Below are 16242 nucleotides of genomic sequence, written 5' to 3'. Positions count from 1 at the left end.
AATACGCTGCCGGCCTAATACTTGACGGCCTTACTTCGGCCGACGCACCGATCGCACCATGCCGCCGGGGCCGCTGCCGCAAAAGAAGCGGTCGCCGCCGTCGGATTCGAGCCCGGAAACGCCCACCCCCGCCGGCATGTCGAGCCGTTCCAGCACCTTGCCAGTTTGCGCATCGACGCGCCGGACATCGCTCTGGTCGCCTTCCCAGGTGCCGTGCCAGAGCTCGCCGTCGACCCAGGTCACTCCGGTGACGAAGCGGTTGGAGTCGATGGTGCGCAGGATTTTCCCGGTCTCGGGATCGATCTGGTGGATCTTGCGCTCCCGGTTCTGCCCCACCCAGAGCGTGCCCTCGGCCCAGGTCATGCCGGAATCGCGGCCGCCGCCGGGCGCCGGGATGATGGAGAGCACCTTGCCGGTATCCGGGTCGATCTTCTGGATGCGGTCCCCGGCGAGCTGAAACAGATGTCGGCCGTCATAGGCGGTGCCGGCATGGGCGGCGACATCGATCGAGCGCAGCGTCTCACCGCTTGCCGGATCGAAGGCGGTCAGCCGCTCGCCCGTCGCAAACCAGACATTCTGTCCGTCGAAGCTCACGCCGTGCACGGTGTCGACATCAGGAAAGGGCCCGTATTCGCGCAGGATTTCCGCTGCTGAATGTTTCATGTCCTGGTCCTCGATCATGGTCACCTTTCCTAGCCGTTCGGCAGCGGCGACGGGAGTAACAAGGTGGTCGTGAAACCAGCGACCGGTGGCGTCATCCAGCGCCGCGCCCGGCCGTGGCCGAAGGACTGCACTTTGCCGGTCTCGGCCAACTGCTCGAGCGCCCGCTGTACGCTGCGCTGTCCGGCGCCCAGCGCCAGCGCCAACGCCGAGCTGGCCCAGGATTCACCATCAGCCAGGAAGGCCAGCACCGCGGCGTGCCGCTCCTCGATCGGCCGCGCCAGCACCGCCACGGAGCCTGCTTCGCGCGGCTTTAGCGCAAAGCCCTGGCTGGTCGCGCCTATGCCCGCCAGCGGCCGCAATTCGGCGCGCAGCCGGCCGATCTCGACCCGCAGCCTGGCGCGATGCGATTCATCGGCATGCCGGCCGCCAAAGGCGCGGGCAATCAGCGTCGCCCTCGGCACATCCGCCGGCCAGGCTTCGGCAAGCGCGCGCGCCAGCGCAAACAGCACCGGCCTCGTTGCCAGCGAGATCGTTGTTTCCTGCTTGTGCACGATATAGCGGAACGTATCGACGACCAGCGCGCGCGACGCCTGCAGCGCTTCGACCTCTTCGAGCAACAGCGGATGCTCCTCGCCGCCTGCGATCAGCCGCGCCGCCGGCGTCTCCAGCGCCAGGAAGGCGCTGTCGACCTCCGCCATAAGACCCGGAATGCCGGCCCGGCGGGCGGCATGGCGCGCCCACTCAAGGGCTGCGCGCGCGGCCTTCGTCTTCAGGCGCCGCATGGCGATGCCGGCAACCGCGAGTTCATGCGCGGCGCGTGAGGCCGGCGGAAGCGGCGACGGATCGAGCCCAGCCAGCACGTCTTCAGCCTCGTCGAGGCGGCCGATCAGCAGCAGGCGGCGCACTTTGAGATGCCCGGCATGCGCCGCGTTCAGCCGGTCGCCATGCTTTTCCAATGTCGACCGCGCCGCGTCGAGCGCCTTGGACGGCCAGCCGAGATCACGCGAAACAAGTGCGATCTCGGCTTCGGCGACAACGCACCTGGCGCGCGCCACCGCCTCCTTTGGACCGAAGGCACGGCCGGCCCTACGCAACAGTACTTTGGCGCGATCGAAATCGCCGAGCTGCGCCATGGCAATGCCGCGCAACGCCAGCGCCGGGGCATCCTCGCGCAAGGCGACGCGGTCGAGTGCCGCCAGCGGATTGCCCGCCGCCAGCGCCAGCCCTGCCGCGGTGATCAGCGAGTCCATGCAAATCCCGTCACATTTGTAACTCCCACCGCCCCCCTTATCGGCCCTAACTTAAGTCACCACCGCCAAGCAGCAAGCCGCGGACGGCGACCTAGCCATCTGGACTGGTTGAAGACGCCCAGGCCTGCGTTGACGGCAATATTCGCATTCGCTAGCCTGAGCATCTCAGACAGTCGTGTTAAGCTTCTCAATAAGGAAAAACCGACCATGCCTGCTTCCGAGGACTTCGAGCCCACTGTGCGGCCTCGCCACCCCTGCTGCGGTGGCCCGCCTGCAAATGCCGTCACATTTGTAACTCCGCCCTCGCCGCCTCGCGGCCCTAGCCTGCCTCACGATCAACAGGCAACGACAAGCCACAACGGCTCAACAACAGGCAAAGGAAACAAGCAATGACCAAGCACGTGGCAATGAAGACCCCACCGGTCGTTTCAAGGCAGGAATGGGAAGCCGAGCGCGAAAAGATGCTGGTGAAGGAAAAGTCAACGATGCGCGCCAGGGACGCGCTGTCGGCCGAGCGCCGGCGCATGCCATGGATGGAAGTAGACAAGCCCTATGTGTTTGAAGGTCCCAACGGCAAAGCGAGCCTGCTCGATTTGTTCGAGGGCCGGCGCCAGTTGATCGTCTACCGCGCCTTCTACGAACCCGGCGTCCACGGCTGGCCCGAACATGCCTGCCGCGGCTGTTCGCTCGGCGCCGACCAGGTCGGCCATCTCGCCCATCTCAACGCCCGCAACACCACGCTTGCCTATGCCTCCCGCGCGCCGCAGGCCGACATTGCCAGCTTGAAGCAGCGGATGGGTTGGGAGATGCCCTGGTACACAATCACCGACAGTTTCGACAAGGATTTCGGCGTCGACGAATGGCACGGCCACAACGTGTTCATCCAGGACGGCAAGAAAGTCTATCGCACCTACTTCATCAACAACCGCGGCGACGAGCAGATGGGCACGGTCTGGAGCTACCTCGACGCAACGCCGCTCGGCCGCCAGGAAATCTGGGAGGATTCGCCCGAAGGCTATCCGCAGACCGAGCTCTACAGCTGGTGGAACTGGCACGACAATTACGACGCCGCACCCGACAAGACGTGGGAGGAAGTGTCGGCGGCCGGCGAAGCCGCGTTCCGCAACAAGGACGGCAAGTAAGGACCTGGAGCGGCGCCCATCCAGCTTGGTTTCCTGTGCCTCACGGGACAGGAAACCCGGGCATTGATCATCAAGGGATTACGACCATGAGCGATATCGGCACAGGCACCGGCAGTGAGGTCCCTCAACGCTCCGATGCAGTTTCTCTCCGCACCGCCGACTGGCTGTGCCTCGCCGCGGCCCCTGTTTTCGCCGTGATGGCGCTGCTTACCTGCATTCACGCTGGCGACGGCGTCATGTCGTGCCTGGGGGCCGATGCCTCCCCGCTCACCGGCATGCCGCTGATGTATCTCTTGATGAGCGCCGTCCATCTGGCGCCTTGGCTGCGCGTGATTTCCGGCCGGCCGGTCCGGCGATAGGCTGGACCGCCGCCGCCATGCTAACGCTCTTTACGTCGGAGAGAGACTATGAAGCTGGTCAGGCTGAGAGCGCCGGGCGGGTTGGACAAGCTAGACCTAGTCGAGGAGGATCAGCCCCGGCCTGGGCCGGGAGAAATGCTGGTCAGGATTCGCGCCTGCGCGCTGAACATGCGCGACGATTTCGCCGTACAGGGCAAGGTGCCGCTCGCCGACGGCCGCGTGCCGCTGTCGGATGGCGCCGGCGAGGTGATCGCGATCGGTGACGGCGTCGACACGTTCAAGCCGGGCGACAGCGTCGTCAGTGTTTTCTACCCCTGGTGGCTGGCCAGCGACATGAGATCCGATACAAGCCGCGACATTCCCGGAGACAGTTTCGACGGCTTCGCAAGCGAGTATGTGTGCATGCCGGCGCAGGCCTTCACCACGGCGCCGGCGGGCTATACGCATCTCGAGGCGGCAACGCTGACCTGCACGGGCGTCACCGCCTGGCGCGGCCTGGTGACATGCGGCAAGGTAAAGCCCGGCGACACGGTGCTGATCCTTGGCACCGGCAGCGTGTCATTGTTTGCGCTGCAATTTGCCAAGGCCGCCGGCGCAAGGGTCATCGCCACGTCGTCCGATGAAGAGAAGCTGGAGAAGCTCAGACGACTCGGGGCCGACAGCGTCATCAACTACAAGGCGGTGCCGGAGTGGGGCGGCAGGGCCAGGGAACTGACGGACGGACGCGGCGTCGATCATGTGATCGAGGTCGGCGGACCGGCGACGCTGGCGCAGTCGATAGCGGCCTGCCGGACAGGCGGGCATATCGCACTCATCGGCGTCCTGACCGGCTTTGCAGCAGAAGTTTCAATCCCGGCGCTGTTTTCAAACCAGATCCGCATCAGCGGAATTTCCATCGGCAGCAAAGCCGACCAGCAGGACATGATCCGTGCGATAGAGGTCAACCGCCTGAAGCCTGTCATCGACAGCAGCTTTCCACTGCAGGATATCGCCGCCGCCTTCAGGCACTACGAAGCGCAAAGGCATTTCGGCAAGGTCTGCCTCGAGCTTTAGATCCTGCGATCGGCATTCCTACCCAGCGGCCGGCGCCAGCGTCCCGCTTGCCATCAGGCCCCAGAGCTGATCGGCGGTCAGCTGTTTGGCCGAGCCGTCGTAAGCCACCCTGCCGAGGCTGAGCACGACGATCCTGTCGGCCAGCGCCCTGACCGTCGACAGGTCGTGCGTGACCAGGATGACGCCGGTGCCGCTGGCGGCGATCGAACGGATCAGCTTGACGACCTGCGCGGTCTGCTTGACGCCGAGCGCGGCGGTGGGCTCGTCGAGGCAGATAAGCTTGACGTGATCAGCAAGCGCGCGGGCAATGGCGATGGACTGCCGCTGGCCGCCCGACAGCGAGCGCACCAGAACGTTTTCGTCGCGAAGCGTGACGCCCAGCGCGGCAAGCCGGGCACGACACTGCTCGGCGGCCTTTCGGTCGTCGCGAACCGGGAAGACACCGAGCCAACGCCGCGTTTCCTCACGCCCGAGGATCATATTGTGGGCGACGCTGAGGTTCGGGCAGAGCGCCAAATCCTGATAGACGGTCTCCAGGCCGGCGCCGCGTGCATCCTGCGGGCTCCTGAAGGAAATCGGCTGGCCCTCGAGGGTCATCGCGCCGGCATCGGGCCGGATGGCGCCCGAAATAATCTTCACCAGCGTCGACTTGCCGGCGCCATTGTCGCCGAGCAGACAGACGATCTCGCCTTTGCCGACCGTGAAACTCGCCTCTTCCAATGCCGTCAGCGCGCCGTAGGATTTGCGGGCGTCGGCAATCGAGAATGCCGGACCTTGCGGGGCTTCTCCATTGCCCTCCGTCACGGCAGGGCCGGCCGAGGCGACGGCACCATCGTCCGCCACCGCGAAGTTGGTCGCGGCGGCCCGAGCGCGCCGGCCGCGAAAACCGATCGCAGCCTGGTCGGCCACCAACGCCAGCAACAGCATGCTTCCCACCGAAATGGATTGCCACCATGATTGCAGGCCGACGAAGATCAGTCCTGCATTGAGGATGCCGATGGTGGCAACGCCGATGGCGATGCCGAGCGGCCGGCCGGAGCCGCCGGAAAAAGCGACGCCGCCTAGGATGGCGGCGGTGAGCACGTCGAGCTCGAAGCGAACGCCGATGGTCGGCGTGATGCTGCCGAGGCGGCCGGCGATCAGCACCGATACCAGACCGATCAGCAAGCCATTGGAGGCGTAGAGGCCGACCACCGTGCGCCCCACCGGAATGCCGCAGAGTTCGGCTGCGCGCGGATCGCCGCCTATGGCGTAGAGCCTCAAGCCGGTGACCGTGCTGGTCAGGACAAAGGCTCCGGCGACAAAGACCAGCGCGGCGATGATCACGGTGTACTGGATGCCGAAGATCTTGCCCCGCCCCAATTCGAGCAGAGCCTCGGGAAAACCATAGACCGCGGTGCTGGAGACGACGAAGGCAAGGCCGCCATAGAGCGCCAGCATCGCCAGCGTGACGATCAAGGGCGAGATGCTCAGCCTGCGCACCAGCAGACCGTTGAGCAGACCGAGCAAAAGGCCCAGACCCAGGCCGACGCAGATTGCCAGCAGCGCGCTCTGCGTCGCCACCGCGACCTTGGCAGTGATGATGCCGATCAGGGCGACCATGCTGCCGATGGAGAGGTCGACATAGCCGGCGATCAGCAGCGCGGAGGTGCCGAGCACGGCGATCAGGATCGAGGTCGAGTTGACGCCAATGACGACGAAATTGTCGAGGCTGAAGAACGATTTGTTCAACAGCGAGAAGGCGACGATCAAGCCGAGCGCGACCAGCGCCAGCCCGATGCGGCCAGACGCTTCGCCCGGCGCCTTGACGCCCGGCAGCAAGGATGAAAACCGGCCCGTTTGCAGCGGTGTCGTCCCCGTTCGAAGGCTGTCTGTGCTCATGCTTGCCTCTCACTGAAGCGGGCGGTTTCAGGTCAGGCTGAACCGCCCGTATCGCGCGGGAAAAACAGGCGCTACTTTGCCTCGGATGACCAGGGGAAATTCACATACTGGTCGCGCGTATCGTAGCAGATGTTGCCGTACATCCTGAGATAGATATCGCGGCGCTTCGGGTCCTTGTAGACCGCGGCCGGGTCGGCGACGTCGGCCTCGTACTGGGCCATGTAGTCGCTGGTCAGCGCCACCGGCAGGATATCCATCGCCTGCGGGATGCTCTTGCCCTCCAGCCAGTCGGCGGCGTGCTGGCCCATGGCATAAGCGAAGACCGGCGACGCCAGGCTGATGCTTGCCTTGTAGGGACCGCCGCCTTTCTTGATCGCGGCGACCGCCTCCGGCTCGCCGTCGATGCCGCCAAGGAACTGGTCCGGCCGCGCCTTGCCCGCCGCTTCCAGCGCAGCCAGCGCGCCGAGCACGACGGTGTCGGCGCCGAGCACGACATCGACGTCGGGATGGGCCTGGAGAATGGTGCTCATCGTGGCAAAGCCGCCTTCCTTGTTGACGGGATTGGGCGAGATGTCGGCGACGATGGTGACGCCTGGCATGGCCTTGAAGATGTCGCGCATGGCGGCAAAGCGCGGCGCCAGGAATTCCATGCTGTCATGCGACAGGATGACGACATTGGCCTTGCCGCCGAGCTTGTCCTTTATGTAGGCCGCGGCCGCTTCGGCCAGCACCTTGCCAGTCTCATATTGCGGCGCATTGAGCAGCGACGTGGCCGGCGGCGGCACGATGGTGCCGACATAGGCGCCCGACCAGATAAGCTCCTGCAGGCTGCGGCTCATCGAGGCCGGGTCCACAGGCGCCGCCACCAGACCGCCGATCTTGGAGGCGAGAAACAATTGCACCTGCTCGACCCCCTTGGCGGCGTCATTGTTGGCAAGCGCGCGGCGATATTCCAGCCCGCGATCCTTGGCGGCGGCGGCCAGGCCGCGGTCGACGCCCTGCATGAATTCACGCTCGTTGTCCTGCGCGAAGGCCAGCACCTTGTTCAGGCCGGGCGGTGGGCTGCAGGCCGGCGCCTTCGGATCGAACGGCGCAAATACCGCCGGCTTGGTGAGCCCGGCCGGGCCGTCCTGCGCGCTTGCCAGAATGGTACCGCCCGCGAGCACAGCGGCAACGCCGAGCAGCGTCGCCAGCATCATGTTCCTGTCAGATCGCATTTTACTTCCTCCCTGTCGTTGATTGTTGCCGCGCATCGCAAGCTCGCGGTCGCTACTCTTCCCAGTCTCCCCAGATACCCACCTTCCCGCTCGCAAGTCAAAACTTTTTCCAGTGGAATTAATTAATCAGAGATAGTCGGGTGACTCGCCCACGCGATCACGCCTTGCCGATCAGCGACTGGACGACTTTGGCCAATTCCGTGCCGAGCACGCGATGCGCGTCGCTGTCGAGGTGAATGCCGTCTACCGCGCTCGATTCGACGACATCGCCGGCGTTGAAGAACGCGGCGCCGGCGCGCCGGGCCGCATCGCGGAACAGGCCGGCAAAGTGCATCGACTTTGCGGCGCCGCCCAGGAACATCTGGCCGAACCAGTCGACCTCCAGCATCGGCGGCGGCGCTACTATCAGGACCGCGGGCGCCACGCCCGCGGGGCCAGCTTCGCTGCGCAGGACAATTCTGGCCAAGATCTCAATGGAATCAGCGACGTCATTCGGCGGTACCGAGAACCTATGCTTGAGATCGTTGGTGCCGAGCATCAGGATGACGAGGTCGAGCGGCATATGCGTTTCCAGGCACACCGGGAGCGATTTGAGCCCGTTCTTGTGGAGACCTTCGATCGGATCGTCGTGCACGGTGGTGCGCCCGCCCTGCCCTTCTTCGATCACATCCCATCCGTTGCCGAGCTGGCGGCGCATGATGCCCGGCCAGCGGCGGTCGGGCGTGAAGCGGTGCCGTCCGACGCGGGCCAGGGTGGGAATGGCGCCATAGGTATTGGAATCGCCAAAGCACATGATGGTCCGGGTCTGCGTCACGGCATTGCTCCTCCAGGCTTGCATACTTTGAACGACAGCAGGCCGGCTGGCGTCAACTACATTTTTCCATCGGGTGGATTTAAGTGTTGCCTTGCCAGGCCCGCATTGCTACGTCAGCGCTTTGATCGGCTCGCCTTGCGGCCAAACTCCTTGCGCAGGGGAAAGCGTGACCGGCACCAGCTTCTTCAGTCTCGAAAAGATCGCCGAGGGCCGCAGCGGCGGAACCACGCAGGCCGAGAGCCGCGTCTACAACGAACGCCTGATCGTCTCGCTGATCCGCCGGCACGGCCAGCTGGCCAAGACCGATTTGACGCGGCTGACCGGGCTGGCCGCGCAAACCATCACCACCATCGTCAACCGCGCCGCCGACAACAAGCTGCTGCTGCGCCTGGAGCCTTTGCGCGGACGGCTGGGGCAACCCTCGGTTCCCTATGCGTTGAACCCGAAAGCCGCGTACGCCTTCGGCCTCAAGGTCGACCATCGCAGCGCCGATGTCGCCCTGGTCAATTTCGTCGGCGACGTGATGGCGTTCGAACGCACGCTGTTCGACTATCCGACGCCCGTCGAGGTGATGAAATTCGCCAAGGGCGCCATCGCGCGCATGTGCCGCAAGCACAAATCGATAGAAAAAGACCGCATCGCCGGTCTTGGCATCGCCTCGCCATTCCATCAGTGGAACCTGAGCGAAGAGGGCGCGGTGCCGGCAGGCAGGCTGGATGCCTGGAAGGAAATCGACATTCGCGCAGAACTGGACCGGGCGTTCGACTGGCCGGTGTTCCTCTACAACGACGCCACGGTGTCGGCCGCGGCCGAACTGATGTTTGGCGCCGGCGGATCCCGCGCCGACTTTCTCTATGCCTATGTCGGGCACTTCATCGGCGGCGGCCTGGTGCTCGATCATCACTTGTTCCCCGGCCGCAACAAGCTGGCCGGGGCACTGGGCGACATGCCGGTGCCCGCGCCGGGGCGCAAGGGCGACCGGATGACGCCGCTGCTGCGCGTCGCTTCGCTGCATTCGCTCGCCGGCAAGCTCAACGACCAGGACAATGGGGAGAAGGACGCCGGCCGCATCTGGTCGTCGCCCGACGATTGGGGCGACCTTGGAGAGCCGGTCACCGCGTGGATCGATGAGGTTTCGGACGGGCTTGCCTATGCCGCCCGCAGTGCCGTTGCCTTGCTCGACATCGACAATGTGGTGATCGATGGCGCCATACCCAATGGCGTGCGCAAGGAGATCGCCAAGGCCATGCGCAGAAAGCTGGCACGGATCCTTGTCGATCGCCCCGAGCCGTTCTCCGTCATCGAGGGGACGTTTGGCCATCTCGGCCCCGTCATCGGCGGCGCCAGCATTCCGCTGCTGGTGAAATATTCGAACGACAAGGAATTGCTCTTCAAGGAATAGGCGCGCAGCCGCCGGCACCAGGCATTCCCCCAAAACAGCGAACTGTGAGACTTGTCACATACCTGCTCGTGAAGCGCGTGCTACTTGCACTCTGCGGTCGGTCGACGCCGAAAGAAATCGCCTGCCATGGTCTGGCGGTGACGGGCCTTTCACTTTATGCTGTGGCAGGTTGCATACTCTCAACGGACCTTGATGCCGCAAGCGGTGTTCTCGTCGGCGTCAGGCCGCGACCAGGAGTTTTGTCATGCTCCGACTTTGCGGATTCATCGCGGCCTTCATCCTTGCCGGCTTCACAAGCTTCGAGGCCTGCGCCGATCGAAGGGTCGCGCTCGTCATCGGCAATTCCGATTATCGCGACATCCCGGCGCTGAAGAACCCGGCCAAGGATGCCCAGGACGTATCGGCCACGTTCCGGCTGGCCGGCTTCGAGGTTTTCGTCGCCGAGAACCTCACCAAGCAGCAGTTCGAAGGCCAGTTCCGGGACTATCTGGCCGCCGCCGACGGCGCCGATCTCGCCGTCGTCTACTATTCCGGGCACGGCTTTCAGATCGGCGGCGAGAATTTCCTGATACCCGTCGACGCCTCGTTGAAGAAGGCGGCCGACATCGAGGTCCAGGCCATCAAGCTCAACGACGTGCTGGAGCAGCTGCGCTCGAAGTCGAAGATCCAGGTGATCATCCTCGATGCCTGCCGCAACAACCCCTTCCCGCGCAACAATTACTGGCTGCGCGACCAGCTTGTCACCACCGGCAATACCGGGCTGGCGCAGGTGCGAAGCTCGCTCAACACGCTGATTGCCTTCGCCACCGAACCAGGCGCGGTCGCCTATGACGGCAGCGGCGACCTCAGCCCGTTTTCATCGGCCTTTTCGCGGCGCGCGCTGGCGCCGAACCAGGAGATCCGCACGGTCATGTCGGCGGTGCGCCGCGATGTCGTGCAGGCCACCAACGGCATGCAGGTGCCCTGGGAAAATTCCTCGCTGATCGATGACGTGGTGCTGGTGCGCCGCAACAACCGGCCTTCGCTGCCGCCAGTGCTGGAGAAGGTAGTGCTCTCAGGGGTCGGTCCTGTCGCTCTCGGCCTGCCGGAGCCGGTCGATGTCGATGGCGGCGCTATCAGCGTCAGCATCGAACGTCCGCCGGCAATGGGCCGTCTGGTGCTGGACGGCAAAGACGTCGCGGTGGGCGAACCGATCGCCGGCAAGGACCTGCCGCGCCTGCAAATGGATGTCCCCAAAGGCGCCGCCACGCAGGACGAGGTGGATATGCTGGCCTATGCCACGCATGACAATTGGGGCGGCGGGAGCCAGGGCATACTCGTGTTCCGCGTCAAGAGCGGCGAAGGTGCGGCGGGTCAGCAGATCATGGCTTCGCTCGAGGCCGAGCAGAAGCAGCAGGTGCTGGATCGCGGCATCCACATCACCGGCGCTGCCGAAGCGATCGAGGACCGCAAGCTTGATATTCCCGTCGGCGTCGGCCCGGTCGCGCTCAATCTGGATTTCCCCACCGACGATCCGGCGGTCAGCCTGAAGGTCACGGGGTATCCGGCAACGGGAACGCTGTCGTTGCCTGATCGAACCTTGTCGCCGCAATCCAGCCTTCTGGCCGGTGAAGTCGACCATCTTCGTTACGAGCCGCAGATCGGCGCCGGCGCGCCGGTCGAGGTCGGCTTCGAAATCCGTGCCGACAGCAGCTCCGCCAAGCCGGCGACGATGAAGCTGTCGCCGACGGTCGATGCTTGCGATACCGCCGCCGGCGAGCCTCTCGACCTGCAAGGGGTGGTGCCCGGCCTGCTGCCCAACGAGATCGGCGCAGGTGCGGTGGCGGTCTGCGAGGCCGCGGTGAAAACCTATCCCGATGTCGCCCGCTTCCGCTACGAACTCGGCCGCGCACTGCTTGCGGCCGGCAAGGTCGGCGAGGCCAGGACAGCCATCGAGGACGCCGCCAAGAAAGGCCATGTGCGCGCGGTGTTCGAGCTTGGCTATCTCTACGCAATTGGCGTTGGAACCGGCGTCGATCACACGCAAGCCAACGCCCTCTACAAGGCAGCTGCCGACAAGGGCGATCCCTACGGGATGATGGCCTGGGGCCGCGCTCTGTTCAACGGCTACGGCATCAAGCCCGATACCGGCCAGGGCCTGGACCTGCTGCTCAAGGCGGCGGCGATGGGGCACACCTATGCCATGAACGAGCTCGCATCGATCTTCACTCAGGGCCGTAACGGCGTGCCGGCCGATGCGGCCCGCGCCGTTGCCTTTCTGCAGGCGGGTGTGCAGCGCCAGGACATGTATTCGATGAACCTGCTCGGCCGCAATTACCTCGCCGGCCAGGGCATCGACAAGGATCCGAAGACGGCGCAGGCGCTGTTCCAGCAGGCCACCGATCTTGGCCAGGCCTACGCTCCGGGCAGCCTTGCCCGCATGTACAGGGATGGCATCGGCGTGCGCCAAGACCCTGCGGAAGCGCAAAGGCTCTTCGAACTGGCGACCGCGCGCGGCGATCCGTCGAGCGCCTATGATCGCGCGGCGCTTGAAATGGCGAAAGGCGACACGGCCGATCAGGCTGTCGCGGTGCGTTTCCTGGCATTCGCCGTCGCGCTCGATCTGCGCAAGGAGTTTCCGGACGCCAAGAAAGGCCTGGCGCAGTTCGGCTCGAAGCCGAAAACGGCGGCTCTGGACGCGCTGCGTCAAGAACTCAAGTCGAAGATCCCCCCGTCTGGTTCGCTGGACATGCAACTGGTCAATACGGCCCGGGGGGTCTGGGAAGAAGCCAATCCGCGTCGGGATTTGTTCTGAACAAAGGAGGCCATGGTGGGCAAGGCATTCAAGCAGATATTCATCGGGACAATTCTGTCCGGCGTTCTGGCCGGGCTCATGGGCTGCACGTCGGTGTCGCCAATATTTGAGCCGGCGCCGCCGGTGGAACATCGCAAGGTGGTTCGCGCGGCGCCGCAGCCGAAGGTGATCAGATACAAGAAGGCGGTCGCTCGCAAAGTGGTGAAGCCGTCCGAGGAGACTCCACAAAAGCCGCCTGTGATTCCTGCCCTTGGCGGAGGCGGAGGCGCTGGCGGAGGAACCGGCAGTGGCGGCAACAGTTGGTGACGCGATCGTCAACCAAAGCAGGCGCCGCCGCGCTCAGCGACCCCAAAGGGTCTTGTTGAATTCCGCATGGGCTTTGGACAACGTCAAGCCGACGTCGTCCATCCACGCCTCGGCATTGGCCGCCCCGCGCAACGCTGCGCGGAAAAAGCGGCCGACGACCGCCACCGGATCGAACCGGCGAGCCGCCAATGCCCGATGGGCCTGTTGTGTTTCGAGATAGCGGGCCAGCGCAATATCGTGACGCGATGGTGCGCCAAGCTCCTGCCGGCCGCGCCCGGGGTCGTCATGCCAGATGGGCCACTCGGTCGGGCCAGGGTGATGCACGGTATCCTCCTGCGAAAAGAGATCCAGTGCGACAATCTCCTCAAGCGCCGTGAGCAACGCGTGGGAACCTGCGTGATGGAATCGTGAAAAGCGCCTCGGCGGCGGAATAAGTGTTGAAATGGACCGAGCTTGAGCGGATCGTCGTCGCGCTGTGACCGTGGCGGATCCGATGACCGGACCTTATCTTCACCTGCTGGGTGGTTTCGACTTTGCTGGCGTCGGGGCCACGGTTCCAGCCATCAGCCGCAAGGCGCGTGCGATGGTCGCCTATCTCGCGCTGCAGTCGGGGCATTCGCAGTCGCGCGAGAAGCTGGCGACCCTGCTCTGGGGCATCAACAGCGAGGCCCAGGCGCGAATGAGCCTGCGGCAAGCGGTATCGTCTGTCAGGAAGGCCATGCAGACGTGCGGCGGCGGCCGCTTCCTCACCGATGGCAACAGCGTCGCTCTGCATCTCGACGGCCTTGATTTCGACGTCGCGCGGTTCGAGGCGCTGGTCGCCAGCCCGGCACCCGAAGACCTCGAACTGGCGCTCAATGTCTACCGCGGCGACCTGCTCGACGGCTTCGGCCTGAAGGAGGAGCCATTCGAGGACTGGCTGAGGATCGAACGCGAGCGGCTGCGGGCACTGGCCGTCGCGGCGCTCGACAGGCTCGTCGCGCATTATGCAGCGACGAACGATCCTGCCGCATGCGTGCGCGCGGCGGCGCGCCTGCTGGCCATGGACCCGTTGAGGGAGGATGTCCACCGTGCCCTGATGCGCGCCTATGCGGCGCAAGGCAGGACCAATCTCGCGCTGAAGCAATATGAGCACTGCCGCACCGCGCTTCTACGCGATCTCAAGCTGCAGCCGGAGCCGGAGACGCGGCAATTGTTCGAGACGCTGCGCACACGCCGCACAATGGCGCCGGCACGGCCACCCACGACTGATGCGGATGACGCTACCGGCTTCAGCCACGAACTCGCAGCCCCCCCGACCCACTATGTCAAATCGGTCGGGATCAACATCGCGTATCAGGTGACCGGCGACGGTCCGGTCGACCTGATCCATGTGCCGGGATGGGTCTCCAACCTCGACCACGCCTGGGGCTCGCCGCGGCTTTCGCATGTGCACCGGCGGCTCGGCACTTTCTCGCGCCTAATCCGCATGGACAAGCGCGGCACCGGGCTCTCGGACCGCAATGTCGGTCTGCCGACCCTGGAAGAGCGGATGGAAGATGTGCGGGCAGTGCTGGATGCGGTTGGCTCGAAGCGCACGGTGCTTTTCGGCAGCTCCGAGGGCGGCCCGATGTGCATGCTGTTCGCGGCGACCTATCCCGAGCGCACAGCGGCACTCGTGCTCAATGGGGCCTACGCCCGCGGCAGGTGGTCACAAGACTATCCGTGGGCGAAGACAAGCGAGCAGGTGGAAGAGGATCTGGCGATCGTCGAGAAAGAATGGGGAGCGGCGGCGGATATGAGCAACGCGGCGCCCAGTCTGATGAGCGACACGTTCGAGACAGAATGGTTCGCCGCCTATCTCAGGAATTCTGCCTCGCCCGCCGACGCGATCGCCCTGTGGCGCTGGGGAGCCGAAATCGATGTTCGCGACATTCTGCCTGCTGTCCATGTTCCGACACTGATCATGCAGACGACTGGCGACGGCTGGGTGAAGCGGGAAGAAGGACGTTACCTGGCGACGCACATCGAGGGCGCCCGATACATTGAGTTCGCCGGCCGCGACCACGTCATCTGGGGCGAGAATTCCGATCGGATCGTCGACGAGATCCAGGCTTTCGTCACCGGCGCCTTGCCGGCGGCCCCAGGCGAACGGCTGCTTGTGTCGGTGCTGTCCCTCGATATGACGGGCTCGCCTTTCGGCATCGACCCGGCCGAGCGGCACGCCGAAGCGCTCCGTGGCGAACTCCTCGCGGCCGAAGGCAGAGAGATCAGCCGATCGGACGGCAAGGTGCTCGCGGTGTTCCAGCGGCCAACGCGGTCGATCCAGTGCGCGATCGCCATCCGCGATCGCTTGCGGCAATCCGGTGTCGAGGTCCGCTCGGCGGTGCATATCGGCGAGTGCGAGCAGCGGGGCCATCAATTTTCAGGCGCGGCGATCGAACTGTCATCGCGTCTGCTTGACCATGCGCGGCCGGGCGAAATCATCGCATCAAGGACGGTGCGCGATCTCGTGATCGGCTCCGGCCTGCGGTTCGAGGAGCGTGGCGAAATGGCGGCAAGCGGGCTGCCCGGCGCGTTTCGGTTCTATGCGGTCGATGGTTCGGCTTGAGCCGCTAGGTCACCTCTTCCCTGCCCCGAACCGCAGCCCGTCCATCAGCAGCTTGACCAGCCGGCGCGAGCGGTCGCGCCAGTCCTTGGTGTCGGGGGCCGAGTAGATGCCGCCGAGTGCGTGCAGCACATCGGAGGCGTCGACGTCGCTGCGGATCGAGCCTTCGGCCACCGCCGCCTCGACCAGTTGCCGCAAGGCCAGCGACACCCGGCCCGACATGTCGGAGAACACGGCGGAATTGGTGTTGAACAGGATGCGCAGGCTGGCCGCCAAGCCGCGCTTGGTGGCGATGTAGTCGACGAAGCGCTGCATCCACTGTTCCAGCGCCATGTCGGCCGAATGGTGGCTGGCGAGGTCATCGGCAGCCGCGCAGAGCGCCTCGACTTCACGCCGGTAGACCACTTCGACCAGATGCTCGCGGGTTGGGAAATGCCGGTAGAGCGTGCCGATGCCGACGCCGGCCTGGCGCGCGATCTCCTCCAGCGAGGCATCGACGCCGTGCGCGGCAAAGGCCGCTGCCGCAACCTCGACCAGCCGGTCGCGGTTGCGCTGCGCATCGGCGCGCAGTTGCCTTGGCGCTGCGGCTTCGCGCTTCTCGTCGGCAATTGCTTGCGACTGCTCGGTCAATTTTTTCTCCACTGTCGATATATGGGGGCTTGAACCCAAAGGGGTAAGCCCCCAACTAGATAAACGGAGGCGCCTCCGTTTTAGTGGAGCAGCCTTATCATATAATCAGGGGAGCCGGTATGTCACGTGTTGAGATTGTGAAGA

The 16242-nt window shown here is 65.0% G+C and carries 14 protein-coding genes; 7 read left to right on the top strand and 7 right to left on the bottom strand.

Translation table 11 applies throughout. The annotated features are described in order from the left end of the window. Positions 1–30: 30 nt before the first annotated feature. Both NKI96_RS25980 and NKI96_RS25975 read right to left on the bottom strand, forming a co-directional pair. Entirely contained in the window at positions 31–663 is a 633-nt protein-coding gene (locus NKI96_RS25980; RefSeq protein ID WP_023693807.1) for a Vgb family protein, read from the bottom strand. A gap of 29 nt (positions 664–692) precedes the next feature. Beyond that, positions 693–1913 (bottom strand): hypothetical protein, encoded by a 1221-nt coding sequence (locus NKI96_RS25975; protein ID WP_023685490.1) that lies wholly within the window; start codon positions 1911–1913, stop codon positions 693–695. A gap of 389 nt (positions 1914–2302) precedes the next feature. Between NKI96_RS25975 and NKI96_RS25970 the strand changes: the two genes are divergently transcribed. The 3 genes from NKI96_RS25970 (at position 2303) to NKI96_RS25960 (ending at position 4467) form a co-directional block, all read left to right on the top strand. Beyond that, on the top strand, positions 2303–3055 hold the full coding sequence (locus NKI96_RS25970) for a DUF899 domain-containing protein (protein WP_023693808.1): 753 nt from the start codon (positions 2303–2305) through the stop codon (positions 3053–3055). 86 nt (positions 3056–3141) lie between these two features. After that, positions 3142–3414, top strand: coding sequence for a hypothetical protein (locus NKI96_RS25965; RefSeq protein ID WP_023685488.1), 273 nt, complete (start codon positions 3142–3144; stop codon positions 3412–3414). A 48-nt stretch (positions 3415–3462) separates the two neighbouring features. Next, the gene (locus NKI96_RS25960) at positions 3463–4467 is read left to right on the top strand and encodes a zinc-dependent alcohol dehydrogenase family protein (protein WP_023693809.1); all 1005 of its coding nucleotides are present in this window, start codon (positions 3463–3465) and stop codon (positions 4465–4467) included. 18 nt (positions 4468–4485) lie between these two features. Here the strand turns inward: NKI96_RS25960 and NKI96_RS25955 are convergent, their stop codons facing one another. The 3 genes from NKI96_RS25955 to NKI96_RS25945 all read right to left on the bottom strand — a co-directional run bounded on the left by NKI96_RS25955 (position 4486) and on the right by NKI96_RS25945 (position 8379). Continuing rightward, the gene (locus NKI96_RS25955) at positions 4486–6348 is read right to left on the bottom strand and encodes an ATP-binding cassette domain-containing protein (RefSeq protein WP_352580046.1); all 1863 of its coding nucleotides are present in this window, start codon (positions 6346–6348) and stop codon (positions 4486–4488) included. A 71-nt stretch (positions 6349–6419) separates the two neighbouring features. Continuing rightward, positions 6420–7565, bottom strand: coding sequence for a sugar ABC transporter substrate-binding protein (locus NKI96_RS25950; RefSeq protein ID WP_032905967.1), 1146 nt, complete (start codon positions 7563–7565; stop codon positions 6420–6422). A 157-nt stretch (positions 7566–7722) separates the two neighbouring features. Next, a complete protein-coding gene (locus NKI96_RS25945) occupies positions 7723–8379 on the bottom strand; it encodes an SGNH/GDSL hydrolase family protein (RefSeq protein WP_352806894.1) in 657 nt (218 codons plus the stop codon). Between the two features lie 166 nt (positions 8380–8545). Between NKI96_RS25945 and NKI96_RS25940 the strand changes: the two genes are divergently transcribed. The 3 genes from NKI96_RS25940 to NKI96_RS25930 all read left to right on the top strand — a co-directional run bounded on the left by NKI96_RS25940 (position 8546) and on the right by NKI96_RS25930 (position 12881). Then, positions 8546–9781 carry an ROK family protein gene (locus tag NKI96_RS25940; protein WP_352806891.1) on the top strand — a complete coding sequence of 412 codons (1236 nt, stop codon included), beginning with the start codon at positions 8546–8548 and terminating at the stop codon, positions 9779–9781. Positions 9782–10025: 244 nt separating this feature from the next. After that, the gene (locus NKI96_RS25935; RefSeq protein WP_023693815.1) at positions 10026–12575 is read left to right on the top strand and encodes a caspase family protein; all 2550 of its coding nucleotides are present in this window, start codon (positions 10026–10028) and stop codon (positions 12573–12575) included. Positions 12576–12587: 12 nt separating this feature from the next. After that, positions 12588–12881 (top strand): hypothetical protein, encoded by a 294-nt coding sequence (locus NKI96_RS25930; protein WP_023693816.1) that lies wholly within the window; start codon positions 12588–12590, stop codon positions 12879–12881. Positions 12882–12914: 33 nt separating this feature from the next. Here the strand turns inward: NKI96_RS25930 and NKI96_RS25925 are convergent, their stop codons facing one another. After that, the gene (locus NKI96_RS25925; RefSeq protein ID WP_023693817.1) at positions 12915–13262 is read right to left on the bottom strand and encodes a hypothetical protein; all 348 of its coding nucleotides are present in this window, start codon (positions 13260–13262) and stop codon (positions 12915–12917) included. 112 nt (positions 13263–13374) lie between these two features. Here NKI96_RS25925 and NKI96_RS25920 point away from each other — a divergent pair, with 112 nt between their 5' ends. Beyond that, positions 13375–15471 carry an alpha/beta fold hydrolase gene (locus NKI96_RS25920; protein ID WP_031210664.1) on the top strand — a complete coding sequence of 699 codons (2097 nt, stop codon included), beginning with the start codon at positions 13375–13377 and terminating at the stop codon, positions 15469–15471. Between the two features lie 9 nt (positions 15472–15480). Here NKI96_RS25920 and NKI96_RS25915 read toward each other — a convergent pair whose 3' ends face one another. Next, the gene (locus NKI96_RS25915) at positions 15481–16098 is read right to left on the bottom strand and encodes a TetR/AcrR family transcriptional regulator (RefSeq protein ID WP_032895903.1); all 618 of its coding nucleotides are present in this window, start codon (positions 16096–16098) and stop codon (positions 15481–15483) included. Between the last annotated feature and the right edge of the window lie 144 nt (positions 16099–16242).

Origin of the sequence: Mesorhizobium sp. M0292, assembly GCF_040321695.1 — a bacterium.
GTDB lineage: Bacteria > Pseudomonadota > Alphaproteobacteria > Rhizobiales > Rhizobiaceae > Mesorhizobium.
The sequence above is the reverse complement of the archived record's forward strand: the minus strand, read 5'-3'. Positions and strand labels throughout refer to the sequence as shown.